The sequence below is a fragment of the Roseateles sp. genome, from assembly GCF_047654805.1.
Lineage (GTDB): Bacteria > Pseudomonadota > Gammaproteobacteria > Burkholderiales > Burkholderiaceae_C > Pelomonas.
The window spans coordinates 4,353,785-4,378,512 of the sequence record NZ_JASGIV010000001.1 but is presented as its reverse complement, the minus strand read 5'-3'; the positions used below and the strand labels follow the sequence as shown (position 1 = coordinate 4,378,512).

The window sequence follows — 24,728 nt, the reverse complement described above, 5'->3', positions numbered from 1 at the left end:
GTTTGCCTGTGCCTGCCCACCCGTGTCGTCGCAAGTTGTCAATGCCCTCGATAGCGGCAGTGCATCAGTTGCCGGGCAGGCCCCAGCCGAACGGGTCACCTGGAGCGATCAGCAGCGTCGCCTCGGCGCTGATGAAGGCGCGACCTCGGATGGTCGGCACGATGCTGGACCCTTCCTTCTCGTACCAGCCTTCGAAGACGCTGCCGATGACGCTGGCCTGTCGCCAGACCTCGCCGGCTGCGAGCCGGCCCGCCGCGGCCAGGCAGGCCAGCTTCGCGCTGGTGCCGGTGCCACAGGGCGAGCGGTCGTACTGGCGGCCGGGGCAGAGCACGAAGCTGCGCGAATCGGCTAGTGCCGGGTCGGCGTCACAGAACAGCTCGACGTGATCGATGATGGCGCCGTCCGCGCCGCGGTGGCCCTGCTCGTGCAGGGCCTGGCCCAGCATCGCGGCGTAGTCGGTCAGCGCGGTCACGTGGGCCGGTGCGACAGCCTGGCCGTGGTCGGAGCACAGGAAGAACCAGTTGCCGCCCCAGGCGATGTCGCCACTCACCGTCTGGCCGGTTGGGAGTGCCACCTGCACGCCCGTTGCCAGGCGGTAGGACGGCACATTGCGCACACTGACCCGGCCGTCCGCATGCAGGGTCGCGCGCACGGGGCCGACCGGCGTTTCGACCACATGTTCGCCCGCAGCGATGCGACCCAGGTGGGCCAGAGTTTCGATCAGGCCTATGGTGCCGTGGCCGCACATTCCCAGGTAGCCGGCGTTGTTGAAGAAGATGACGCCAGCGGCGTGTGCCGCGTCCTGCGGCTCGCAGAGCAGGGCGCCGACGAGGACCTCGCTGCCGCGCGGCTCCAGCAGCGTTGCGCGGCGATAGGCGTCGTGCTCGCGGGCCAGGCGTTCACGGCGCTCGGCCATTGAGCCACGGCCGAGATCGGGAAAGCCGGCGACGACGACACGCGTCGGTTCCCCGCCGGTGTGGGAGTCGATGATCTGGATGCGCTTCATGCGACGGAGCGGCAGTGCTCGGGCCGCGTCGCCAGGGCGACCTTCACCAGCGCCTCGACGTGCTCGCGCTCGGCGCCGATCAGCGGCAGTCGGGGGCGGCGCATGTGCTCGGTGCCCACGCCCACCAGCGCGTCGATGAGCTTGAGGTTCTGCACCAGCTTGGTCGACACGTCCAGGTGCAGCAGCGGCGTCATCCAGCGGTAGAGGGCGCGCGCCTCGTCCCAGTGGCCGGCCTGCATGAGGTCAAAGAGCGCGACCGTCTCACGCGGGAAAGCGCAGCCTACGCCCGCGAGTAGCCCGTCGCAGCCTAGCGCCAGCCCCTCGAAGGCGAGGTCGTCCACGCCCATGAAGAGGCGATAGCGCTCGCCCAACAGGTTGCGCAGGTCGGTGATGCGGGTCACGTCGCCGCTGCTCTCCTTGATGGCGGCGACATGGTCGCAGTCCGCCAGCTCGGCGAAGTGCTCGGGCCTGAGGTCCACGCGATAGGCCACGGGGTTGTTGTAGACCATCAGCGGCCGCTGGGCCGCCTTGGCGAATGCGCGCACGTTGGCCATGGCTTCGCGTGCGTCGGCCACGTAGATGACGGAGGGCATGACCATGTAGCCCGAGACGCCCAGCGCGTTGGCGCCCTCGATGAAGCGCAGCGCCTCGCGCGTGCTGGTTTCTGACACCGTGGCCAGCACCGGAACGCGGCCTCCCGACGCGTCCAGCGCGCAACGCGCAACAGCCAGCTTCTCGTCCAGCGCCAGCGTGCTGGCCTCGCCCAGCGATCCGCAGCAGACGACGCCGTGGATGCCGTTGCGGATCTGGTAGTCGATGTGGCGCGCCGTACCCTCGAAATCGAGGCTCTCGTCGGCATGAAACTTGGTCGTGACGGCGGGGAAGACGCCGCGCCATGGAACGGTCTGCATCACTGGGCTCCTCGTTGGGTGGCCCATGTTCGCTCATCAGCGCCGCTTTGCGCGGCGCTGATGCACGGCTGTCGTGCGGGCTGGCGCTAGAACGCCGTCCACTCTTCGTCTGAGGAGGCAGCGGCAGGGCCGCCTGCTGCCATCGCTGTCATCGAGGCTGTCGACGCCACCGGCCCCGCGACCTGCGGGGGGCGGGGCCTGGAGGCTGTCTTGGCCGGTGCTCTGGCGACGATGGCGGGCCTGCGTGTAGCCGCCGTCTCGGCCGGCCCGGGTGGCGGGGTTGTCGCGTCCAGCTTGAAGGACGCCACAGCTTCGGCCAGCTGGCGGGCCTGCACGCGCAGGCTCTCGGCCGCGGCGGCACTCTCCTCCACCAGGGCTGCGTTCTGCTGGGTGACCTGGTCGAGCTGGTTGACGGCCTCGCCGATCTGGCCGATGCCCTTGCTCTGCTCGTGGCTGGCGGCGCTGATCTCGCCGATCAGGTCGGCGACGCGGCGCACCTGGCCCACCACCTCACCCATGGTCCGACCAGCCTCGCCGACCAGTGCATTGCCGGCTTCCACGCGCTCAACGCTGGCGCCGATCAGCGCCTTGATCTCGCGCGCCGCCTGGGCGCTGCTTTGGGCGAGTGCCCGCACTTCACCCGCCACGACGGCAAAGCCGCGGCCCTGCTCTCCGGCGCGGGCTGCTTCCACCGCTGCGTTCAGCGCCAGGATGTTGGTCTGGAAGGCGATGCCGTCTATGGTGCCGATGATGTCGACGATCTTCCTGGAGCTGGCCGTGATCTGCTCCATCGTGTCGACCATCTGGCCCATGACCTGGCCGCCGCTCTGGGCCACTTCGGCAGCGCTGCCAGCCAACTGGGCCGCCTGGCGGGCCGTGTCGGTGTTGTGCCTGACGGTGGCGCTCAGTTGCTCCATCGATGCGGCAGTCTCTTGCAGGCTGCTGGCTTGTTGCTCGGTGCGCTGGCTGAGGTCGGCATTGCCCTGTGCGATCTGGCCGCTGGCGGTGGCGACGCTGTCGGCATTGCCACGCACCGTACCGACGATGCCGACGAGCGCGTTGTTCATGCGCTGCAGCGCGCCGAGCAGTTGGCCGGTTTCGTCGCGACGCTGGGTGGCCAGCTTCAGTCGCAGGTCGCCGGTGGCGACGGTCTCGGCCGCAACGACGGCCTGACGGATGGGTATCACCACCGAGCGCGTGATCAACAGGGCCAGCGCCGCACCGATGGCGATGGCGGCACCCGCAGCGACCAGTACCGTGACGGCTGCAAAGTTCACCCGGTGGTCGGTGTTCTTGGCCGCGTCAAGCATCAGCTCCTTCTGGAAATCGATCAGCGTCTCCAGCGCTGTCAAATAGCGCTGCTGGAGCGGCCGGGTTTCGCCCAGCAGCAGGTCCCGAGCGGCATCCGTCCCCCCCTTCAGGCCCAGCTCGATCACGCGCTGCACGGACGCGTTGTACGGCGGCCGCGCATCGGTCGCCGCTGCCAGCAGCCCACGCCCGCGCTCGGACTGGATCGTGGAGTCGAGCTTCTGCAGCAGGGCGGTGTTCTGGGCACGCGCGTCTTCGATGGTGGCGAGTTCCTTGCGCTGGGCGGCTGCGTCGTGCAGCAGCACGACATTGCGCACTGCGCGCGCAATGCGGTTGAGGTTGTCCTTGACCGAGTGCAACTGCTCGACCTTGACGAGACGGTCCTGCACCATGTGTGCGAGTTCGTCGTTGACACGGTCCAGCTGACTGCGGGCGTATAACGCAAGCAACACGCTGAAGGCGATGGAGACTGCGAAGGCGAGTCCGAGGCGCAGGCCGATGCGCAGGTCGGTGAGCAATTTCATCTGCTTCTCTCCCTGTGACAGGGCGGCAACACGCTGTTGCCGCTGCCAAGCCGTTGTGGCGAGGCAAGTCTGTGCCATTCTGTCGGCATGGCGCAAGACCTCTCCTGCGGTTGCGCTGCCGACGGAGATGGAGTACGAGCATGGGAGCTGAGTCGAATCTGACCGAGAAGGTGCTGGCCTTGGTGGTGCAGCCGCCCGAGTCCGGCTGTGCGCCCAGTTCCCGGCCGCGCGATGCAGCGGAGCGCGCAATCGACGGTGCGGCGAGCAAGGCGGCGCTGGCCGCCGGCACGTTGGCACTGCCACCCGGCCCGTTGGGCTGGGTCACCATCGCGCCGGAGATGCTGGCCGTCTGGCACATCCAGCGCCAGCTGGTCGCAGACATCGCGGCGCTCTACGGGCGCAGCGCCGAGCTCGGCCCGGCGCAGATGCTGTGGTGCCTGTTCCGCCACACGGCCGCGCAGGCGCTGCGCGACCTGGGCGTGCGCGTTGGCGAGCGCGTCATCGTGCGCCCGGCCGCCCAGGTGCTGCTGCAGCGCGCGGCCGAGGCGGTCGGCCTGCACATCGGTCAGAAGGCCGCGAGCTGGACGCTCTCGCGTTGGGTGCCGCTGGTGGGGGCGGCGGGCGTCGGCGCCTACGCCTGGTGGGATACCCGCCAGGTCGGCCGTGCGGCTCTGCAGCTGTTCGAGCAGGAACAGGTGATCGACAACCCTGTGTAAGCTGTGCATCCTGGCGTTGATACTCGGCCGATGCAATTGCCGCCCATCCTCGACATCGAAGCCTCCGGCCTGGGCCGCGGCAGCTATCCCATCGAGGTTGGTTTCGTCGCCGCAGATGGCGGGCTGTTCTGCGGCCTTGTGCGGCCTGAGCCCGGTTGGCAGCACTGGGACCCCGCTGCCGAGGCCTTGCACGGCATCAGCCGCGAGCTGCTGCTGCGGCATGGCCGCACGGCCGCCTGGATGGCCGAGCAGCTCAACGAGCGCCTGGCAGGGCAGACCGTCTACTGCGACGGCTGGGGCCAGGACTATCCATGGCTGGCCCGGCTCTTCGACGCTGCGGGCCGGCGGCAGAGCTTTCGTCTGGACGACCTGCGCCGGCTGCTGAGCGAGGCCGAGGCCCAGCGCTGGCGTGGTGTCACCGAAGCCGTGCGCCAACGCGAGCAGCTCACCCGCCACCGTGCCAGCAGCGATGCGCGGGTGCTGCAGTTGGCGCTGGGCGAGATCAAGAACGGCGTGGCGGCCTAGAGGGCCTTTGCTGCGGCAGCGCCAACTGGCCCTAGTTCCCGAACAACCCGGCCTGCTGCTCGCGCAGCAGCTTCTTCTGCACCTTGCCCATCGCGTTGCGCGGCAGCTCCGCCTGCACGATGACGTGCTTGGGCACCTTGAAGCCGGCGATGCGAGCCTTGAGAGTCTGGATCAAGACCTCTGGGTCGGGCCGGCTGCCGCCACGCGGCGTGACGACGGCGACGACGGCCTCGCCGAAATCCGGGTGCGGCACGCCGATGACGGCCGATTCGCCGACGCCGGGCAATTCGTTCAACAGGCCCTCGATCTCTGCCGGATAGACGTTGAAGCCGCCGCTGATGACGAGATCCTTGCTGCGGCCGATCAGGGTCAGGTAGCCGTCCTCGCCCACGCGGCCGACGTCTCCGGTCTTGAACCATCCGTCTGCGGTGAATTCCTCGGCCGTCTTCTCCGGCATCTGCCAGTAGCCGCTGAAGACGTTGGGGCCGCGCACCTGTACGTGGCCGATCTCCTCCGGTGCGCACGGTGAGCCATCGTCGCGCACGATACGCAGCCCCACGCCGGGCAGCGCCGGGCCGACGGTGCCGCCGATGCGTTGGCCGTCCTCCGGCCTGCAGGGGTTGGAGGTCAGCATCAGCGTCTCGCTCATGCCGTAGCGCTCCAGGATCAGGTGGCCGGTGCGGGCCTGCCACTCGCGCCAGGTCTCGATGAGCAACGGCGCCGAGCCGCTGATGAAAAGGCGCATGCGGCGCGTGTCGAGCTGCTTCTCCTGGAGCAGGCGCACATAGAGCGTGGGCACGCCCATGAAGACCGTGGCCTCGGGCAGGCGGGCTGCCACCGCTGGCGCATCGAAACGGTTGAACCACAGCATGCGGCTGCCGTTGAGCAGCGCGCCGTGCGAGGCGACGAAGAGGCCGTGCACGTGGAAGATGGGCAGGGCGTGCAGCAGCACGTCGCCGGGCTTCCAGTCCCAGAAGTCCTTCAGCGTCTGCGCATTGGAGAGCAGGTTGCCATGGCTGAGCATGGCGCCCTTGCTGCGCCCGGTGGTGCCGCTGGTATAGAGGATGGCAGCGAGGTCGCCGCTGGCGCGCGCCACGGGCAGGTGTTGGTCGCTCATCTGCGCGGCGCGCTCCAGGAACGTGCCACTGCGGTCGTCGTTGAGCGTGAAGACCCAGCGCACGCCGTGCTGGAAGGCCAGCTTGCTGACCCAGCCGAAGTTCCGGCCCGCGCAGACGACGACACCCGGTGCTGCATCGCTTATGAAGTGTTCCAGCTCGCCGGACTGGTAGGCCGGGTTCAGCGGCAGGTAGACGTAGCCGGCGCGCAGCACGGCGAGGTACAGCAGCAGCCCTTCGACGCTCTTGTCCGTGTGCACAGCGATCCGGCTGCCGGCGGGCAGGTCGAGCCGGCCCAGCCAGTTGGCAAGCATGGCGCTGCCACGCTCCAGGTCTCGCCAGCTGTAAAGCGCGCCGTCGGCGTCGATGGCGTTCGAATCGAGATCGGCCGGGAAGCCGGCGCGAAGTGCGGAGTACAGGTTCATGCGTTCAATCCAGCTTGGCACCCGAGCGCTTCACCACTTCCGCCCAGCGCCTGATCTCCGCGCTGACGAACTGGCCGAAGGCATCGCCGTAGAGGTTGGGGGTCTCGGCGCCCAGGCCGTGCCAGATGTTGCGGATCTCCTCGCTGGCATAGGCCTTGCGCAGCTCGGCCTGCATCGTGGCCACGGCCTCCCTGGACGTGCCCTTGGGTGCCCACAGGCCGTACCAGGTCGACACCTCGTAGCCGGGCACGCCGGCCTCCGCCGTGGTCGGCACGTCGGGGAATCCGATGGCACGCTTGGGTGCTGCCACCGCCAGCGCCTTGATGCGGCCGCCCTTGATGTGTGCGGCTGATGAGCCCAGCCCGTCGAACATCAGGTCCACCTGCCCCGCGATCAGATCCTGCAGGGCCGGGCCGGCGCCACGGTAGGGGATGTGGGTGATGAAGGTCTGCGTTTGCAGCTTGAACAGCTCGCCGGCCAGGTGGTGTGAGGTGCCGTTGCCGGCCGATGCGTAGTTCAGCCGCCCCGGCCGGGCGCGCACCGTGGCCAGCAGGCCTTTGAGATCACTCACCGGCACCTGGCCCGGATGCACGACGACGACCTGGGGCACGCTGGCCAGCAGCGCGACGGGGATGAAGTCATCCTCCAGCCTGTAGTCCAGCTTGGGGTACATGGAGGGGGCGATGGCATGGTGCACGGCACCCATGAAGAAGTTCGTGCCGTCCGCGGGCAGCTTGGCCGCGAGGCTGGCGCCCACCGTGCCGCCGGCACCGCCCTTGTTGTCGATGATGAGCTGGCGGCCCATCTGACGGGTCAGCAGCGCAGTCAGTGGTCGGGCGAAAGCGTCGGTACCGCCTCCGGCGGGGAAGGGCACGATCCAGGTGAAGGGCTTGGTGCCCTGTGCCTGCGCCAGCCAGGGGCTGAGCAGGGCGGGCAGCAGCGTGCGTCGCTTCATCGGGTTGTCTCCGTCGGTTTTGTGCGGCGATTATGGGTAGCGGTTCAGGGCTGAAGCAAAGTCGTGATGCGGCCCAGCAGCTCCTGCCGCGAGAAGGGCTTGCTGAGGCTGTCACAGCGCGCCTCGCTCAGAAACTGGCGGGCAATGGGCGACAGCGTGTCGCCGGTGACGAAGAGCATGCGTCGCGCCAGGGACGGGTGCCGGGCCCTGATCTCGCGCCAGAGCTGGGCGCCGTCGATGTCGGGCATGTGCAGGTCGCTGACGATGGCGTCGAAGCGTGCCTCGGCCAGCATGGCCAGGGCCACTGCGCCTGACTCGGCCGTCATGACCTCATAGCCGGCGCCACCCAGCATCTCACCGATGAGGTCGGCGATCTCGGCCTCGTCGTCGACGATGAGCACGCGGGCGCTGCATTCCTCGGTCGCGGCAAGCGGCATCGGTTCGGTCTCGGCACGCTCGGGCTCGCCGCTGACGGGCAGTTGCAGGCAGAAGCAGGCGCCGCCATCGAGGGCTTCGTCATCCTGCACCGTCAGCTCGCCGCCGTGCTCGCGCGCAATGGAGCGCGACACGGCCAGTCCCAGTCCGGTGCCGACTCCCTCGCTCTTGGTTGTGAAGAATGGCTCGAAGATGCGCTCGCGCAGCTCGGCCGCGATGCCCGGGCCGTTGTCGCGCACGCGCAGCCAGACGCGTGGTGTGCGGCGGCGGTCGCCATCGGTCATGGGCGCGACCCCGGTGGAGACGGTCAGGCGGCGACCGAGGTCGCGCGCTCCCAGCGCCTGCTGGGCGTTGACGATGAGGTTGAGCACGATCTGGCCGATCTGGTCGGCGTCGGCCCTGACGTGCGGCAGGCCGGGCTGCAGCTCCAGCACGACGGCGATGCCGTGGCTGCGCAGCACATAGCCCAGCATGTCCACGGCGGCCGCGGCAAGGTCGTTCAGCGCCACCTCGCTGCGCTTGGCGGGCCGGCTGCGTGCCATGTTCAGGAAGGTGCGAACGATGCGGCCACAGCGCTCGGCTGCATCGAAGATGCGCTGGGCGTCGGCGGCGCGCGGGTCGCCGCTCATCTTCTCGGCCAGCAGCGCGGCGCGGCCCATGACGATGGACAGCGGGTTGTTGAGCTCGTGGGCCACGCCCGCCAGCAGGCTGCCCATGGCCGTCAGCTTCTCGCTCTGGCGCAGGGCCTCGCGCTGGCGCTCGATCTCGCTCTGCGCGATCTGGCGTTCCGACAGGTCGAAGAGGGAAGCCGTGTAGAAAGTCTGGCCGCCGACGGCCGTGCGCCACAGCAGCATCTCGACGGGGAATTCGGTGCCGTCGGCGCGCAGCGCCGGCATCTCCACGCGCCGGCCCATGACGCGCTGCTCGCCGCCGGCCGTCACGCGGGCCATGCCGGCCTCATGCGCGGCGCGCAGCCGTGGCGGGATCATGACCTCGGCCACCGAGCGGCCCACGGCCTGCTCGCGGGCGATGCCGAACATGGCGGCCGCCGCCGGGTTGAACTCGACGACGTGGCCGGTCTCATCGGTGGAGACCAGTGCAGCCATGGCGTTGTCGAAGATGGAGGACTTCAACGCCTCGCTGGCCTCCAGCTCGGCGACCTTGGCCGACAGCGCGGCGTCGCGCTGCTTGAGTTCGGTCAGGTCCAGGCTCATGACGATGGTGGACTGCGGCACGCCGCCCCGAATGTCCACCGGGACCAGATGCTCACGCATGTAGCGCCGGCCCGCACCCGCGAGCTCGGTCCAGCCTTCCCACGCCACCGTCTGGCCGCTGGCCAGGCGCTCTCGCACGGCACCGTAGCCCGCGTAGGCGGCCGACCCGATGATGCGGGCGATGGGCTGGCCCAGCACCTGCTTGGGATGCAGGCCGGTGAATGCAAAGAACTCCTGGTTGGCCCAGACGAAGCGTTCCTCGACGTCGATGACGACGACGCGTGCCGGTACGGCCTCCAGCAGCTGTGACAGCAGTGGCAGAGTGACCTGCAGCACGCTGCCGAGGTCGCCGACACCGGCGCTGGGCGCGGGATGAAGATGGAAGGTCTCAGTCATTCGGCTCGCTCCCTGAAGGCGCGGCCGATGATAGTGATGCTCAGGCTGCGAGGGACTGTTCGCCAGCCATGGCGCCTTGTTGCATCGTGCGGGCGACATGGCCGTACATCGTCGTCCAGGCCTCGCGCACCTCGGCCGTGAAACCGTCGCCCAGGCCGGCGGCCAGGGTGTCCAGCAGGGCCGCGCCGACACTGGCGTAGTGGGCCTCGGCGACGCCGTAGCCGGCGTGGCGCTGGCCGAGCTTGAGCAGCACGGGGTCGAGCGAGTTCGGGCGGTCCAGCAGCGCGATGGCGGCGCCCAGCATCTGCATCAGGCGCGCGCCCTGCTCGCGCATGTCGCGGCCACGGAACAGCGCGCGCAGGTCCGGATCGCGGGCGAACAGCTGGGCGTAGAAGGCCTCAGCCACCGTGGCGGCCAGGGGTTCAAGCGGCTCGAAGCTGTTGCGGATGAGGTGGATCTGTAGCGGTGTCATGGCGTAGCTCTTCGGATGTTGATGGTGTTGACGGGCATTGCGAGCAGGGCTGCTTCCCCGCCGGCTCGCCCCGGGTGAAGCGCTTGCGGTCGCTCCAGCAAGCAGTGCCGTCCCCTTGGGGGGTAACGTGCCCGCTGGACGAGCGGTCAGCGCAGGTATGCGTCGGCCACGGGGGCGAACACGCACAGCAGCGGCAGGGCCGCGATGAGGCGCTCCAGCGGGTGCCAGCCGGGGGCGGATTGGGCAGGCTGGTCCTCGAGGTCTTCGGCGAAAGCCTCGCTGCGGTAGGTGATGGCCTGGGCATCCGGCCAGTCGGTGTGAGAGATGAGGTGGTGAAAGTTCATGGCGGTCTCCGGTGGGAATGCCGCCACTGTCGGCCGCTGCGGTTTCAGTGCCACTTCACCGGGCGGCCGCTGTGTTGCGTTTGTTTCAGCGCCACGCCGGTCAGCGTGTGTCCTGCCTATCATTCGTCGCCATGCAGGACAACACCGCCCCGCCCACCGTGCTGATCGTCGACGACGAGCCCGAGTTGCGCGCGCTGCTGGCCGAGTATTTCGTCCGCAACGGTTTCACGGTCATGCTGGCCGAGAACGCGGCCGTGGCGCGCGCGCAGGTGGCAGAACGCGTTCCTGACGTGGCGGTGCTGGACATCAACATGCCGGGCGAGAACGGGCTGTCGCTGGCTCGAGCGCTGCGCGAGAGCCATCCGCGCCTGGCGGTGCTGATGCTGACGACGGCGGGCGAGGCCATTGACCGCATCGTCGGCCTGGAAGTCGGGGCGGACGACTATGTCGCCAAGCCCTTCGAGCTGCGCGAGCTGTTGGCCCGTGTGCGTGCCGTGCTGCGCCGTCTGCAAGTCACGGCTGCACCGACAGTGCCGGGCGATCCGGAGCGCGTCGCTTTCGGCCTGTGCGCACTTGACATGGCCCGCCGCCAGCTCTTCGGCGCGGATGGCGCGGAGATTGACATCACGGCTGCCGAGTTCGACCTGCTGGCCCTGTTCGCCCGCCACCCCAACCGCCCGTTGAACCGCGACCAGATCATGGAGCAGGCTCACAACCGGGGCTGGGACGTGTTCGACCGCAGCATCGATCTGCGCGTCATGCGCCTGCGCCGCAAGGTGGAGCGCAATCCCGACAAGCCCGAGGTCATCAAGACGGTGCGCAACGTCGGCTACGTCTACGTGCCGGCCACCTGACTGGCATCTTCGCGCCAGCAGTGCACTGCGCGTGGGCAGAGCGCCGGGCCGCTCCCAGGCATGGTCGTCAGGCGATGTGCTCGGGACGGGAGGCTGCTGGCCTCGCCCGCTCCTTGGGGCGCGGAGCCGGGCTTGAAACGCACGACCGGCGTGTTGCGCTCACCAAGTAGCTGCGGCATTGCCGCCGCGCGGTCTGCAAGACCAGCCGGTTGTGTCGGCGTTCAGCCGGCGCGAGGCCAGACGAGGGGCTTCAATGCTCCGGCAGCTTCAGCCAGCGCTGCAGCCGCGTGCGCAGTGCAACGAAGTCCAGCGGCTTGGTCAGGTGCTCATCCATGCCGGCTTCCAGGCTGGCGGCCACATCGGCGTCCAGCGCATGCGCGGTCAGCGCAAGGATGGGGAAGGCCGGCAGCCGGCCCTCGCGCTGCTGGATGCGGATGCGGCGGGCGCATTCCAGGCCGTCCATGCCGGGCATCTGAATGTCCATCAACACCAGATCGGGCGCGGTCTCGGCACAGGCCGCAAGGGCTTCGATGCCGTTCCTTGCCAGGCGGGCCTGTACGCCCATCAACGCAAGGAACTCCAGCGCGACGACCTGATTGATGTGGTTGTCCTCGACGAGCAGGACCTGGGCTTGGCGTTGACCCCGGGAGACCCCGCTCTCGTCCGGTTCAGGCGTGTCAACGCCTGCCCCATGGGCGGCGGCGTTCAGCCAGAACGGCACCAGCACCGGTGCTGGCTGTGGCAACCACGACTTGTCCATCCCGTGTCCTCGATCGGTTTGTTCTTTTGTAGGTCCCAGGCGGACCGTGGGCCATTGTTGCCGCAGCCGCCGCCTCGCGCAACCGCATGTCCCCACAAATCCGCCGAGGCATGGCCGCTCTTGCGGCCCGAGCGACGGCCGTCATCGGTCGCGTGTGCTGACAGTTTTCGTCAACCTGCATCCCTACACTGCTCGCCTTCGTCGTTTTGGCCCCTTACCCAGCAATGTCTGACGGTCTGATCCGCATCCGAGGCGCTCGGCAGCACAACCTCAAGAATCTCGACCTGGATCTGCGTACCGCGGAGCTGACCGTCGTGACCGGCCCCAGCGGTTCCGGCAAGTCCAGCCTGGTGTTCGACACCCTGTACGCCGAGGGCCAGCGCCGCTATGTCGAGACCTTCTCGGCCTACGCGCGCCAGTTTCTGGACCGCATGGACCGCCCCGCCGTCGACAAGGTGGACGGCGTGCCGCCCGCCATCGCCATCGATCAGACCAATCCAGTGCGCACCAGCCGCTCCACGGTGGGCACGATGACGGAGCTGAACGATCATTTGAAGCTGCTTTATGCGCGGGCAGCGGAGTTGTTCGATCGCAAGACGGCGCTTCCGGTCAGGCATGACACGGCGCAAAGCACTTATGCGGAGCTGATGGGGCGCGCGGCCGCCGCGGACCCCAGGATGGTGCTGAGCTTCCCGGTCGAGCTGCCGGCCAACACAACGGCCGAGCAGGTGCAGCAGTGGCTGTCCGCCAGCGGCTTCACGCGCGTGCAGGGCGAGCGCGAAGTGGAAGGTAAAAAAGTGTTGGACGTGGTGGCCGACCGCTTCCGTATCTTGGGTGCCGACAAGCAGCGTGTGATGGAGGCCATCGAGCTCTGCCTGAAGCGTGGCGGCGGCCGTGTGAATGTTCACGTGGGGGACGACGGCGGCACGCTCTGGCGGTTCTCCACCGGCCTTCATTGCCCTGAAAGCGACCTTCGCTATGCCGATCCGCAACCGGCATTGTTTTCCTTCAACTCGGCCTTCGGCGCGTGCGACAGCTGCCGCGGCTTCGGCCGCGTCATCGGCGTGGACCTGGGTCTGGTCATTCCGGACGAGCGCAAGACGCTGCGCAACGGCGCCATCAAGCCCATGCAGACACCGGCCTGGAAGGACTGCCAGGACGACCTGCTGAAGTACGCCGGCGAGGCCGGCATCCCGCGCGACACGGCGTGGAAGGAGTTGAGCCCGGCCCACCGCGAATGGGTCATCAACGGTACGCCCAACTGGAACGGCAACTGGAACAAGCAGTGGTACGGGGTTAAGCGCTTCTTCGACTACCTGGAGAGCAAGGCCTACAAGATGCACATCCGCGTGCTTCTGTCCAAGTACCGCAGCTACACCGAATGTCCGGCCTGCCGCGGTGCGCGGCTCAAGACCGAGGCGCTGCTGTGGCGTGTCGGCTCCAAGGCCTTGTCGGACGCAGCGCTGCCAGCCGGGCAGCGCTTCCTGCCTGCAGGGGTGGACTGGTCGCGCGATCAGCTCGAAGCGCTGCCGGGCCTGTCCCTTCATGACCTTATGCAGCTACCCATCCAGCGCCTGCGCGACTTCGTCGATGGCCTGCAACTGCCCAGCACCATGCTGGACGAGGCGCTGAAGCTGCTGCTGGACGAGATCCGCCACCGCAGCCGCTACCTCTGCGACGTGGGCCTGGGCTACCTGACCCTGGATCGCCAGAGTCGCACGTTGTCCGGCGGCGAGGTGCAGCGCATCAACCTGACGACGGCGCTGGGTACCTCGCTGGTCAACACGCTGTTTGTCTTGGATGAGCCCAGCATCGGCCTGCACCCGCGCGACATGGGCCGCATCAACCAGGCCATGCTGCGCCTGCGTGATGCCGGCAACACGCTGGTGGTCGTCGAGCATGACCCGGCCGTCATGCTGGCCGCGGACCGCTTGATCGACATGGGTCCAGGCCCCGGCGAGCGCGGCGGCCAGATCGTCTTCGACGGTACGCCCGAGCAGATCCGCGCGGCGGACACGTTGACCGGTGCCTACCTGGGCGCGCGCAAGCACGTAGGCATGGGGCTGAAGCGCCTCGTCGAGGAGAGCACGCCCAGGCTCATCCTTGAAGGGGTGCGTGAGCACAATCTGAAGGATGTCCACGTCGAGTTCCCGCTGCAGCGCCTGGTCGTCGTGACCGGCGTCTCCGGCTCGGGCAAGAGCACCCTGATGCAGGACGTGCTGTATCCGGCGCTGGCGCGCCAGTTCGGCAAGGCCACCGAGGCGCCCGGCGCGCATGAGCGTCTGCTGGGTGCAGACCATCTCGCCGACGCCGTCTTCGTCGACCAGTCGCCCATCGGCAAGACGGCGCGCTCGAATCCCGCAAGCTATGTCGGCGCGTTCGACGAGATCCGCAAGCTGTTCGCCGACGCACCGCTGGCTGTGGAGCGCAGCTACAGCGCCGGCATGTTCAGCTTCAATGCCGGCGACGGCCGCTGTCCAACTTGCGGCGGCTCGGGCTTCGAGCATGTGGAGATGCAGTTCCTCAGCGATGTCTACCTTCGCTGCCCGGACTGCGACGGCAGGCGCTTTCGCGCCGAGATGCTGGACGTCAAGCTGACGCTGAAGGGGCGTGACCTGAGCGTGTCCGACGTGCTTGAGCTGACTGTCGCCGAGGCGGTGACCTTGTTCGGCGAGCACCGCGCCGTGGTGACCAAGCTGCAGCCCATCGTCGACGTGGGTCTGGAGTACGTGCGCCTGGGCCAGCCGGTGCCCACGCTGTCAGGCGGGGAGGCCCAGCGCCTGAAGCTGGCAGGATTCCTGGCCGAGGCCGCATCGAACCCGCGCTTCGGCGTCGCCAAGAAAGGCACGCTGTTCCTGTTCGACGAGCCGACCACGGGATTGCACTTTGACGACATCGCCAAGCTGATGCGCGCGTTGCGCAAGCTGCTTGCCGCCGGGCATTCGCTGATCCTCATCGAGCACAACCTCGACGTCATCCGGGCGGCCGATTGGCTCATCGACCTCGGCCCCGAAGGCGGCGAGGGCGGCGGCGAGCTGGTCTGCGTGGGGACACCCGAGGCGGTGACCCAGCACCCCACCTCGCACACGGCGGCGGCGCTGCGCGACTACGCACTGCATATGGATCGCCCGGCCGTCGTCGTGGAAGAGGGCCGGCCGCTTCAGTCGGTCGTGCGCGCCCGACGTGCTGCCGACGAGGCCATCAAGATCGTCAATGCCCGCGAGCACAACCTCAAGGGGCTCAGCGTCGACATCCCGCGTGGCAAGTTCAACGTCGTGACCGGCGTGTCGGGCTCGGGCAAGTCCACGCTGGCCTTCGACATCCTGTTCAATGAGGGGCAGCGTCGTTACCTCGAGTCGCTGAATGCCTACGCGCGGTCCATCGTGCAGCCAGCGGGGCGGCCCGAGGTGGATGCTGTCTGGGGCATTCCTCCCACGGTGGCGATCGAGCAGCGCCTGAGTCGCGGCGGCCGCAAGAGCACGGTGGCGACGACTACCGAGGTCTGGCACTTCCTGCGCCTGCTCTATGTGAAGCTGGGCGTGCAGCATTGCGTCAACGATGGCGCGCCGGTGCGACCGCAGAGTGTAGAGAGCATCGCGGCCCAGCTGATGCGCGACTACCGCGGCCAGCATGTGGGCCTGCTCGCGCCGCTGGTGGTCAACCGCAAGGGCGTCTACACGGACCTCGCCAAATGGGCCAAGGGCCGTGGCCATACGCATCTGCGCGTGGACGGCGAGTTCCTGCCTACCAGCCCATGGCCGCGCATCGACCGCTTCAAGGAGCACACCATCGAGCTGCCGGTCGGCGACCTGGTCGTGTCGCCGGACGGGGAGGCGGAGCTGCGCGAGCTGCTGGCCAAGGCGTTGGACGCCGGCAAGGGCGTGCTGCATCTGCTCGGTCCCCTGGATGGCCTGAACCTGGAAGACGGCGCGACCGGCGCCGGCGTCGGCACGGTGAAGGTGTTCTCCACCAAGCGCGCCTGCCCGGTCTGCGGCACCAGCTACCCCGAGCTGGACCCCCGGCTGTTCTCCTACAACTCCAAGCATGGCTGGTGCACCAGCTGCGTGGGCACGGGCCTGAGCCTGACGCGCGAGCAGCGCAAGGCGCTGGACGACAGCGTGCAGGCCGACGACAACCGTGGCCGCGAGCAGAGCTTCCCGTCGGAAGAGGCCGAGGTCGAGGGCTTGACCGACGCCGTCTGCCCGGACTGCCATGGCACGCGGCTGAACCCGACGGCGCGTTCCGTCGAGTTCGAGGACCAGGGCATTGGCGACGTCGCGGCCTGGAGCGTGGGCCAGGCCCGCCAATGGGTGCAGGGCCTGCGCCTGGAGGGGCGTGATGCCGATATCGCCCGCGACGTCGTCAGCGAGATCCTGGGGCGCCTGGAGTTCCTCGAGGAGGTGGGCCTGGGCTATCTGACGCTGGACCGCGCCGCGCCCACGCTGTCAGGCGGCGAGGCTCAACGAATCCGCCTGGCGGCGCAGCTCGGCAGCAATCTGCAGGGTGTCTGCTATGTGCTGGATGAGCCCACGATCGGCCTGCATCCGCGCGACAACCAGATCCTGCTGAAGGCCTTGTCGACACTGGGCGACAAGGGCAACACGCTGGTGGTCGTCGAGCACGACGAGGACACCATCCGTCGTGCCGACCACATCATCGACATCGGCCCCGGTGCCGGCAAACGCGGCGGCCGCGTCGTGGCCCAGGGCACGGCTGCAGAGCTCGCCCTGCAGCCGGAATCGACGACCGGTCGCATGCTGGCCAAGCCGCTCATCCATCCCTTGCAGGAACGCCGCGCGGTCGCTCCCGACGCGCCCAAGCTCGTCGTGCTGAATGCGGCGCTTCACAACCTGCAGGGCGTGACGGTGGATGTGCCGCTGCACCGCCTGGTGGCCGTGACGGGCGTATCCGGCTCCGGGAAGTCCACGCTGGCGCGAGACGTGCTGTTGGCCAACATGGCCGTTGCAGTGCCGCTGCGCAAGGCACCGGCGAAGTGGATGGGCTGCGACGGCATAGCCGGGCACGCGCAGGTGGACCGGGTTCTGGAGGTCGACCAGACCCCCATCGGCAAGACCCCGCGCTCCTGTCCGGCCACCTATATCGGTTTCTGGGATGCCATCCGCAAGCTGTTCGCCGAGACGCTGGAGTCCAAGGCGCGCGGCTATGCGCCAGGGCGCTTCAGCTTCAATACCGGCGAAGGGCGCTGCCCAGGCTGCGAGGGCCAAGGCATGAAGACCATCGAGATGAGCTTCCTGCCCGACGTGAAGGTGCCCTGCGACCAGTGCCACGGCCAGCGCTTCAACCCCGAGACGCTGGGCGTCAGCTGGCGCGGCAAGAGCATCGGTGATGTGCTGGCCATGGAGGTGGACGAGGCGGTGGAGTTCTTCGCCGCCATGCCTTCCATCGCGCATCCTCTGCAATTGCTGAAGGACGTGGGCCTGGGCTATCTCACGCTGGGCCAGCCGTCGCCCACGCTGTCGGGCGGCGAGGCGCAGCGCATCAAACTGGTGTCCGAGCTCGTCAAGGTGCGCGACGACGTGACCCGCCGCGGCCAGAAGGCACCGCACACGCTGTACGTGCTGGACGAGCCTACCGTGGGTCTGCATATGGCCGACGTGGAGAAGCTCATCCGTGTGCTGCACCGGTTGGTGGCGGGCGGGCATTCGGTGGTCGTCATCGAGCATGACCTGGACGTCATCGCCGAGGCGGACTGGGTGCTGGACCTGGGGCCGGAAGGCGGCGATGCCGGCGGCCGAGTCGTCGTGCAGGGCACGCCCGAGCAGGTAGTGGCGAACGGCAGTCACACCGGCGAGGCGCTGCGGCCTGTGCTTGCGCGGCGAGCTTGATCCCTGATGCCGGCTGGCGGTGACTTCGGTTTTTCCGAAGGCCGGCTGCGGCTCGGCGGTGTGGTTCGCGATGCGGCGCTCCAAGACACTGAGGGCCTGTTGGATGGCTGGAGGTTGCGCGTGGTGTTTGTCGTTGGCTGGGCCGTGGTGCTGTTCCTGCTGGCTATTTGGTCTGGCCTCGCGATGGCCGCGCATGCGCTGCTGGTGGCTATGCTGTCGCACGCAGGCACCATGGGTGCTGGCGACTGGAGCCTGCCTGAATCATTGACGACCTGGCTGCCCCAGCCCTTGGCGGGATGGCTGCTGGCGGCTCTGGAAACGCTGGCGCCGCAGATCCAGTCGCTCGTTGGTGCATTGCCGATGCTGGCCAGTGGCGTTGGTGTCCTGGCTTGGGCGGTTTGGGGGCTGGGTGCCCTGTTGCTGCTTGGTGTCGGCCTGGCCGGGCATCTGGCGGTGGTGCTGTGGCGCAGGACCACGCGGCCCTCGGCACAGCAACCCGTCGTCGTGCCCGGTTGACGACCTCGCGTTGCTTCGCCCGGCGGCAAGTCGCGCCATGAGGTCTGGCTGCTGCCGTTCCGACCGCGCGCAGCCGTGACGAATGGAGGGAGTGTGGTGTTTCCCTAGAATTCGCCGCCCCTAACCCTAGGGGGCGAATTCAGGAGACCCCCCTTGAAGCCCGTGACCTTCGCTGCCGTCGGCAGCTTGGCCCTTGCCCTGGCCTTGTCGGCCACCCCGCCGCTGCAGGCGCAGACGCCTGCCGCCACCGTCCCCACCCTCGAGCAGATCTTCCGCGCCGAGCCCTATCGCAGCGAGGCGGCCAAGGAAGCAGCCTTCAGCCGTAGCGGTCGCTACCTGGCCTATCTGTGGAGCCCCTTCGGCGAGCCCGGAACCGACCTCTGGGTGCACGACACCAGGACCGGCAAGACCCAGCGAGTCACCTCGCCGCAGGTGATGGCAGCCTTCGAGGCGCCCGAGGACATGGAGCGCTTCGACAGGAAGCTCAAGCAGCGCCAGACAGAATATGCCGAGCGCCAGGCCCGCGAGGTGGCGCAGCAGGCCTATCTGCGTGGCGAGAAGGTGGACCTGTCGCAGTGGGAAACCGCGGCCATCGAGACCTTGAAGAAGGAGCTGGCCGAGAAGAAGGCCAAGGATGAGGCGCAGAAGGCAGCCGACAAGGCCGAGGCCGATGCCGAGAAGCATGCGGCGGCCGTGCTGGCCGCCAAGCGTGCCGGCAAGCCTGCGCCGGCTCCTGCCGCTGCCGCTTCCGCGCCGGAGAAGAAGGACGACAAGGACAAGGAGCTCTGGGAGCTGCGCGACGAGCTGAAGAAGAAGCTCGCCCGGGACAAGCTCAAGCCCGCCGATCTCTACCCAGGCCCGGCCCAGTTCGCATGGGCGCGCAAGGCCGATGAGCTTGTGTTCCAGTACCGCGGCGGGCTCTACCGCTGGAAGGCGGGCGACAAAGCCCCGACGCCGCTCGTCGCCACTCAGCGCGAGCTGCGCCTGATGGGCTACACAGCCGACGATGGCGGCGTGCTGTACACCGACGAGACCCGCGTGCTGCGCATGGGCTTCAAGCAGCCCGGCGTGCAGGTCGTCAATCGCGAGCTGATCCACCCGGACGACGAGCAGAAGAAGTACCGCATCTCCGAGACCGCCATCAGCGAGGACGGGCGCTGGATGTCGCTGCTGGCCAGGGCCCCGCTGAAGACGGCTGACGACAAGCCTGCGCCATCCGGACGCCAGGTCGAGATCATGAACTACAGCGAGCGCTGGGCCACGGCCAAGAAGGTCAACCGCGAGGTGTCCGACGACAAGCGCACCCAGCCGCCACTGGCCCTCTACGTCCGCCAGGTGCCATCGGGCGCCTCCGATGCGCCGCGCAAGCAGCCCGCGCCGGTGTTCACGAACGCGGGCGGCGATGTCTGGTTCGAGATGAGCGACGTGGCCTGGGCGCGCGACGGCAGCCACTACGCCTTCACGACCTGGGAGCGCGACAAGGAACTGCTGCGCGTCTACATCGGTGCGGCTGATGAAGGCGCCAAGCCCGGGATGGTGCTCGAGCGCCGCGGCGACGTCGGCCACGAGGTGGTCAACGTCATCAAGCCGCGCTTCACGCCGGATGGCAAGACGCTGGTGCTCATCCTCGACGAGTCCGGCTGGCGCCAGCCTTGGGCTATCGACGTGACCAGCAAGGCGCTACGTCAGCTGGTCAAGGGCGATTTCGAGGCTCACCAGATCGCCGGCTTCACGCCCGACAGCAAGGCCTTGTTCGTGCTGGCCAACCAGGGCGACTCCGCGGCGATGAATCTGCTGCGCGTGGACATCGCCAGCGGCACCATCCAGGCCCTGGGTGCGGCTGGCGAATTCCACCGCGCCGCAGTGGCCTCCGAAGACGGCCGTTGGGTCGCCGCCAACGCTGGCAACTGGGCCCAGCGGCCCGAGCTCAAGCTGCTCGCCGCCGACGGCAAGGAGACGTCGCGTACGCTGACCGACAGCAGTGACAAGGCCTGGGCCGAACTGAAGCTGCTGCAGCCCGAGCGCTTCAACTACGCCAACCGTCATGGCGACCGCATCGAAGGCTATGTCTTCAAGCCGACTGGCTGGCAGGCCAGCGACAAGCGTCCTGCCATCGTCTACGTCTATGGCGGCCCGTTGAACGACCGTCACATCGTCGAGGTCGACAGCTTCCAGAACACCGCCTACCTGTTCGGCCAGTACATGGCCGCGAAGTACGGCTACGTGACCGTCGCCGTGGACCCGCGCGGCCACAGCAACTACGGCCGCAAGTTCTCCGATGCGAACTGGGAGCGAGCCGGCGAACCCCAGGCCGAAGACCTGGAAGACCTCGCCAAGCTGATGCCTGCCCGCTTCGGCGTGGACGCCCGCCGCATCGGCCTGAACGGCTGGAGCTTCGGCGGCTTCCAGACCCAGTACACGATGTACACGCGTCCCGACGTGTTTGCCGCCGGCATTGCCGGCGCCGGCCCGACCGAATGGGAGAACTACAACAGCTGGTACAGCGGCCGCACCATTGGCAAGGCCACCGATCGCACCAAGCCCGTGCTGCGCAAGTACTCGCTGCTGCCACTGGCCAAGGGTTTGAGGAAGCCCCTGCTGCTGGTGCACGGCATGCAAGACCCCAACGTGCTCTACCAGGACACCGTCAATGTCTACCGCGAGCTGGTCGATTCGGGCAAGGAGTCCCTTGTCGAGCTGTTCCTGGACCCGGACGGCGTTCACGCCATGGGTGGCGTCGTCAAGCCGGCCGGCTGGCACCGCAAGTACGAGGCCTTCTGGCTGCGCAATCTGGGCCGTGCTGGCGACTGAAGCTCCTCACCCACATGCGCTGCGCTGAACGCGAGTGTGTCTGATCGGTCTGGCAGGGCGCGCCGTGGCTCACGCCACAGCCTTGCGACAGGCGCATCAGAGCAGCGGTGGGTTTGAGCCGCAAGCGGCCTCAGCCTGGGCGGCTTGGGGTGTCTCGGCACCTGGCCCGTAGGTCCCGGGGCCCTCGTCAGCGGGTTGCCAGCGCGGCATCAAGCCGCCGCAGCGGCGCCTGGCGGTAGTCGGCCGCCCAGGGCCGGGCAGCGAAGCTGCGGCGGGCCAGGCCGGCCTCGCGGCGGGCCAGTTCAGTGTCGCCGCGCGCCAGCGCGCAGACGCCCGTGAGGGCATGCAGGCGGGCGAGGTCTGTGTCCAGCGGATCGTCGCGCGTACGCGCGGCCAGCGCCAGGCTGGCCTGCAGGTCGGCCAGACCTGCGCCATGCTGGCGCAGCGCGCAGCGCGCCTCGCCGCGCAGCGCCAGTGCGAGCTGGCTGTCATAGAGGCTGACGCGATCGTCGGCTGCCGGAATCGGCAGGGTTGCCGGCAGCGCCGCCAGGGCGTCGGCAGCGCGGCCCGCGTCGAGCAGCACGCGGGCGTGTGCGACCTGCACCATCTGGGCGTAGCGCAGCGGGTTGGCCGTGCCCTCGCCGCGCACGGCCGGGAAGTCCGGCGCCTGGGCGAGCAGGTCCAGGGCCTCGGCGGCCCTGCCGCCTGCCGACAGGTTGGTGGCGGCTGCCGAGTACTGGAAGGCTGTCAGCGGATGGCGCGCATAGCCGCCATCGATGCGGGCTTGCAGCGCAATGCGGTAGTAGCGGTCGGCGTCGGTGTGGCGTCCAAGCGCCTCGTAGATCTCGCCCAGCGTATGGCCCAGGCGCAGGCGCTCTGGCGGCGTGCGCGCATCGACTTCCAGCGCGACGCGGCTGCGCTCGATCAGCGGCAGCGCGGCTCCGATGTCGCCGCGGCGGGCGAGCACGCTGGCCTCGGCCAGGTCCAGTGGCGCCGTCACCTCGTCCGGCAGCGCTTCGCCACGGGCCGCTAGGCGCTCGCGGCTGGCGCGTATGGTCGCCAGCGCCGCGTCTGCATCGATCTGGAAGTAACCGGTGTAGCGCGCCGTAGCCATGCGTGCGGCGACGAGGGCCGCACGCACCGCATGGGCACCGCCCAGGCGCTCCAGTGTCGCCAGGGCGGCGCCAAGCTGGGCCTGCAACTCGCGCGACTGCCCAGCGCCCAGCAATGCGTCCGCCGCCGCCAGCCGCAGCGCGACGACGTCCAGTGCATTCGGCCCGGCCGCCGTCAGCGCCGTCGCCGCCGCGCGCTGCAGCAGCGGCAAGGCCTCGTCGCGGCGGTTCTGGGCCAGCAGCAGGCGGCCGCGCAGCGACTGCGCCCAGGCTGTCTCCAGCCCGGATCGGCCTGGCGGCAAGCCGGCTTCGATGGCGCCGAGCAGCGGCTCCGCCTCGGCGAAACGGTGGCGGGCGACGAGGCTGCGCACCCGCAGCAGTTCGGCCTCGGTGTTGCCGGGCTGCAGGGCCAGTGCCTGCAGGGCGGAAGCCTCGGCGGCGTCAGGCGCGCGGGCGTCCAGCTGGGTGGCAGCCAGTTGACGCCAAGCCTGGGCCTGCTCGGCCGGCGTGGCGCCGGCCTCGCCCAGCGCGGCGAGGCGGCGCTGGCCTACGTCGGCTGCGAGTCGCGGCGCGCCCATGTCGGCCAGCAGGTGACTGAGCCCGGCATACATCTCGGCGCGTACGGCTGGCTCGAAGCGCGGCTCGATGAGGGCGGTGCTGCGCGCCAGCAATTCGTCGGCGGTCTGGGAGGCAGCGGAAGCCGGTTGCTGCAGCTTGAAGACTTCGGTGACGAAGGCGCGCGCGGCCCGTTCGCGCTCCTGGGCGGCGGAGGCGCGCTGGGTCTGCACGATGGCGACGGCGGCGCCCAGGCAGAGCACCGCCAGCACGCCGGTCGCTGCCGTCACGGCGCGCCGGTGGCGGCGCCCGGCCGGCCCCAGGCGCCGGGCCTCGCCTTCCAGCGCAGTGGCGAAGGCGGCGGCCCCGGCCGGGCGTCTCGCCGGGTCGGGTGACAGCGCGCTCAGCACCAGTGCGTCCGGCCCGTCGCGCAGCGCCCGGCGGCGCGCGGGGTCGGCGCAATGCTGGCTGGGCGGCAGCAGCGGGGCGTCGGCGCGCGAGCCGGTCGCGCCGCCTGGCCCATGTGGCAGCTCACCGCACAGCAGTTCGTAGGCCAGCACGCCCAGCGAGTAGACGTCGGAAGCTTCGCTGGGCGGCGCGCCCGCGAGCTGCTCCGGCGCGGCATGGGCCGGCGTCAGCCCTGCCGACGACGGCGAGCTTGCCGAGGCGGCCGGGCCGGCGCGCAGCGTCGCGACGCCGAAGTCCAGCAGCCGCGGCGTGCCGTCGGCTGCGACGAGGACGTTGCCGGGCTTGAGGTCGCGGTGGATGACGCCGCAGGCGTGCGCGTGGGCCACGGCGCGAGCCACCTGGGCCAGCAGCGTCAGTGTGGCCGGCACGTCCAGCGGTCCGCGCTTGACGTGCCGGTCTATGGTCAGGCCGGCGACGTACTCCATGGCCAGGTAGGGCCGTCCCTGGGCGTCCACGCCGGCGTCGTAGAGGCGGGCGATGTGGGGATGCTCCAGGCGCGCGACGATGCGAAGCTCGGCGGCCAGGCGTTCGGCCAGCGAGGCGTCGGCGCGGCGTGAGCGGCGCGGCAGCTTCAGCGCCACCTTGCGCTCGTAGACACCGTCTGCCCGCTCGGCGCGCCAGACGCTGCCCATGCCGCCCCGGCCGATCTCCTCGATGAGGCGCCAGGGGCCGACGAGCTCGCCGGGTACGGCCGGCGCCGCGTCCGCCATCCGCGGCAGCGTCGCGAGCCCGTCGCCGTCGTCCAGGCGGTCGTGGTCGCTCAGCATGCGGGTCAGCTGCTCGCGCCAGCGTGGGTTGTCCAGGCCGGCCAGCCACGCGGAGCGCGCACCGACCGGCATGGCCAGGGCCTCGTCGAGCAGGGCGCTCAGCGCGGCGATGTCGGCGGGGCTCAGGCTGGCCATGGGTCGACCTCGGTCAGCGCAGCAGCGCGAGCAGCAGCAACCGCGCCTTGTCCCAGTCGCGGCGCACGGTGCGTTCGGTCAGGCCAAGAACCTCGCCGATCTCGGTCTCGGTATAGCCACCGAAGTAGCGCATCTCGACGACCTGGGCCAGGCGCGGCTCAGCAGCCTGCAACGCGCCGAGGGCGTCGTGCAGCCGAAGCACCTCGTCCGCCTCGGCTGGCAGGCCAAGCTCGACGGCAGTGTCCAGCGTCAGCGCGTCGCCGGCACGCGGACGGCGCAGCGTGTCGACGATGAACTCGCGCATGACTCGTGCCGCATGGGCGAAGAACTCGCGCCGGGTCTCGGGCCGCAGACGGGTACTGCGGGCCAGGCGCAGATAGCTCTCGTGCACGAGCTGGGTCGTGTGCAACCCACCAGCATGGCCGCCGCCGTCGCGCAGCCGGGCGCTGGCCAGCTCGCGCAGCGCCGGGTAGGCGGTCGCGAACAGCGCGTCCTGGGCGCCGGGCTCGCCGGCATTGACGCGGGCAATCAGCGCGTCGACATCATCCTCATGCATGT

At 69.2% G+C, this 24,728-nt stretch carries 17 protein-coding genes; 6 read left to right on the top strand and 11 right to left on the bottom strand.

The window, feature by feature from the left end; genetic code table 11:
• Positions 1-64: 64 nt before the first annotated feature.
• From QM732_RS19765 to QM732_RS19755, 3 genes are all read right to left on the bottom strand, one after another.
• On the bottom strand, positions 65-1,006 hold the full coding sequence (locus tag QM732_RS19765; protein ID WP_415657802.1) for a 4-hydroxyproline epimerase: 942 nt from the start codon (positions 1,004-1,006) through the stop codon (positions 65-67).
• Complete coding sequence (locus tag QM732_RS19760) at positions 1,003-1,917, bottom strand: dihydrodipicolinate synthase family protein (protein ID WP_415657801.1); 915 nt, start codon at positions 1,915-1,917, stop codon at positions 1,003-1,005. Before QM732_RS19760 ends, QM732_RS19765 begins: the two co-directional genes overlap by 4 nt.
• Positions 1,918-2,003: 86 nt before the next feature.
• Complete coding sequence (locus QM732_RS19755) at positions 2,004-3,749, bottom strand: methyl-accepting chemotaxis protein (RefSeq protein WP_415657800.1); 1,746 nt, start codon at positions 3,747-3,749, stop codon at positions 2,004-2,006.
• A 140-nt stretch (positions 3,750-3,889) separates the two neighbouring features.
• Between QM732_RS19755 and QM732_RS19750 the strand changes: the two genes are divergently transcribed.
• Both QM732_RS19750 and QM732_RS19745 read left to right on the top strand, forming a co-directional pair.
• The gene (locus QM732_RS19750) at positions 3,890-4,465 is read left to right on the top strand and encodes a hypothetical protein (protein WP_415657799.1); all 576 of its coding nucleotides are present in this window, start codon (positions 3,890-3,892) and stop codon (positions 4,463-4,465) included.
• Between the two features lie 30 nt (positions 4,466-4,495).
• Positions 4,496-4,990, top strand: a complete 495-nt coding sequence (locus QM732_RS19745) for a hypothetical protein (protein ID WP_415657798.1) — start codon at positions 4,496-4,498, stop codon at positions 4,988-4,990.
• 31 nt (positions 4,991-5,021) lie between these two features.
• On the opposite strand, the gene QM732_RS19740 is transcribed toward QM732_RS19745, so the two are convergent.
• The 5 genes from QM732_RS19740 to QM732_RS19720 form a co-directional block, all read right to left on the bottom strand.
• A complete protein-coding gene (locus tag QM732_RS19740; RefSeq protein ID WP_415657797.1) occupies positions 5,022-6,530 on the bottom strand; it encodes a malonate--CoA ligase in 1,509 nt (502 codons plus the stop codon).
• 4 nt (positions 6,531-6,534) lie between these two features.
• Positions 6,535-7,485 carry a Bug family tripartite tricarboxylate transporter substrate binding protein gene (locus tag QM732_RS19735; protein WP_415657796.1) on the bottom strand — a complete coding sequence of 317 codons (951 nt, stop codon included), beginning with the start codon at positions 7,483-7,485 and terminating at the stop codon, positions 6,535-6,537.
• Positions 7,486-7,529: 44 nt separating this feature from the next.
• Complete coding sequence (locus QM732_RS19730; protein WP_415657795.1) at positions 7,530-9,530, bottom strand: PAS domain S-box protein; 2,001 nt, start codon at positions 9,528-9,530, stop codon at positions 7,530-7,532.
• A gap of 40 nt (positions 9,531-9,570) precedes the next feature.
• Positions 9,571-10,002, bottom strand: coding sequence for a globin family protein (locus QM732_RS19725; protein ID WP_415657794.1), 432 nt, complete (start codon positions 10,000-10,002; stop codon positions 9,571-9,573).
• Between the two features lie 146 nt (positions 10,003-10,148).
• The gene (locus QM732_RS19720) at positions 10,149-10,346 is read right to left on the bottom strand and encodes a hypothetical protein (protein ID WP_415657793.1); all 198 of its coding nucleotides are present in this window, start codon (positions 10,344-10,346) and stop codon (positions 10,149-10,151) included.
• A gap of 131 nt (positions 10,347-10,477) precedes the next feature.
• Between QM732_RS19720 and QM732_RS19715 the strand changes: the two genes are divergently transcribed.
• Positions 10,478-11,200 (top strand): response regulator, encoded by a 723-nt coding sequence (locus QM732_RS19715; protein WP_415657792.1) that lies wholly within the window; start codon positions 10,478-10,480, stop codon positions 11,198-11,200.
• Between the two features lie 250 nt (positions 11,201-11,450).
• Here the strand turns inward: QM732_RS19715 and QM732_RS19710 are convergent, their stop codons facing one another.
• The gene (locus QM732_RS19710; protein ID WP_415657791.1) at positions 11,451-11,960 is read right to left on the bottom strand and encodes a response regulator; all 510 of its coding nucleotides are present in this window, start codon (positions 11,958-11,960) and stop codon (positions 11,451-11,453) included.
• 224 nt (positions 11,961-12,184) lie between these two features.
• Here QM732_RS19710 and uvrA point away from each other — a divergent pair, with 224 nt between their 5' ends.
• The 3 genes from uvrA to QM732_RS19695 all read left to right on the top strand — a co-directional run bounded on the left by uvrA (position 12,185) and on the right by QM732_RS19695 (position 21,133).
• On the top strand, positions 12,185-17,806 hold the full coding sequence (gene uvrA, locus QM732_RS19705) for an excinuclease ABC subunit UvrA (protein ID WP_415657790.1): 5,622 nt from the start codon (positions 12,185-12,187) through the stop codon (positions 17,804-17,806).
• Between the two features lie 6 nt (positions 17,807-17,812).
• The gene (locus tag QM732_RS19700; RefSeq protein WP_415657789.1) at positions 17,813-18,322 is read left to right on the top strand and encodes a hypothetical protein; all 510 of its coding nucleotides are present in this window, start codon (positions 17,813-17,815) and stop codon (positions 18,320-18,322) included.
• Between the two features lie 162 nt (positions 18,323-18,484).
• Positions 18,485-21,133 (top strand): S9 family peptidase, encoded by a 2,649-nt coding sequence (locus tag QM732_RS19695; RefSeq protein WP_415659419.1) that lies wholly within the window; start codon positions 18,485-18,487, stop codon positions 21,131-21,133.
• 187 nt (positions 21,134-21,320) lie between these two features.
• On the opposite strand, the gene QM732_RS19690 is transcribed toward QM732_RS19695, so the two are convergent.
• Both QM732_RS19690 and QM732_RS19685 read right to left on the bottom strand, forming a co-directional pair.
• Positions 21,321-24,170, bottom strand: coding sequence for a protein kinase domain-containing protein (locus QM732_RS19690; RefSeq protein ID WP_415657788.1), 2,850 nt, complete (start codon positions 24,168-24,170; stop codon positions 21,321-21,323).
• A gap of 13 nt (positions 24,171-24,183) precedes the next feature.
• The gene (locus tag QM732_RS19685) at positions 24,184-24,726 is read right to left on the bottom strand and encodes an ECF-type sigma factor (protein ID WP_415657787.1); all 543 of its coding nucleotides are present in this window, start codon (positions 24,724-24,726) and stop codon (positions 24,184-24,186) included.
• Between the last annotated feature and the right edge of the window lie 2 nt (positions 24,727-24,728).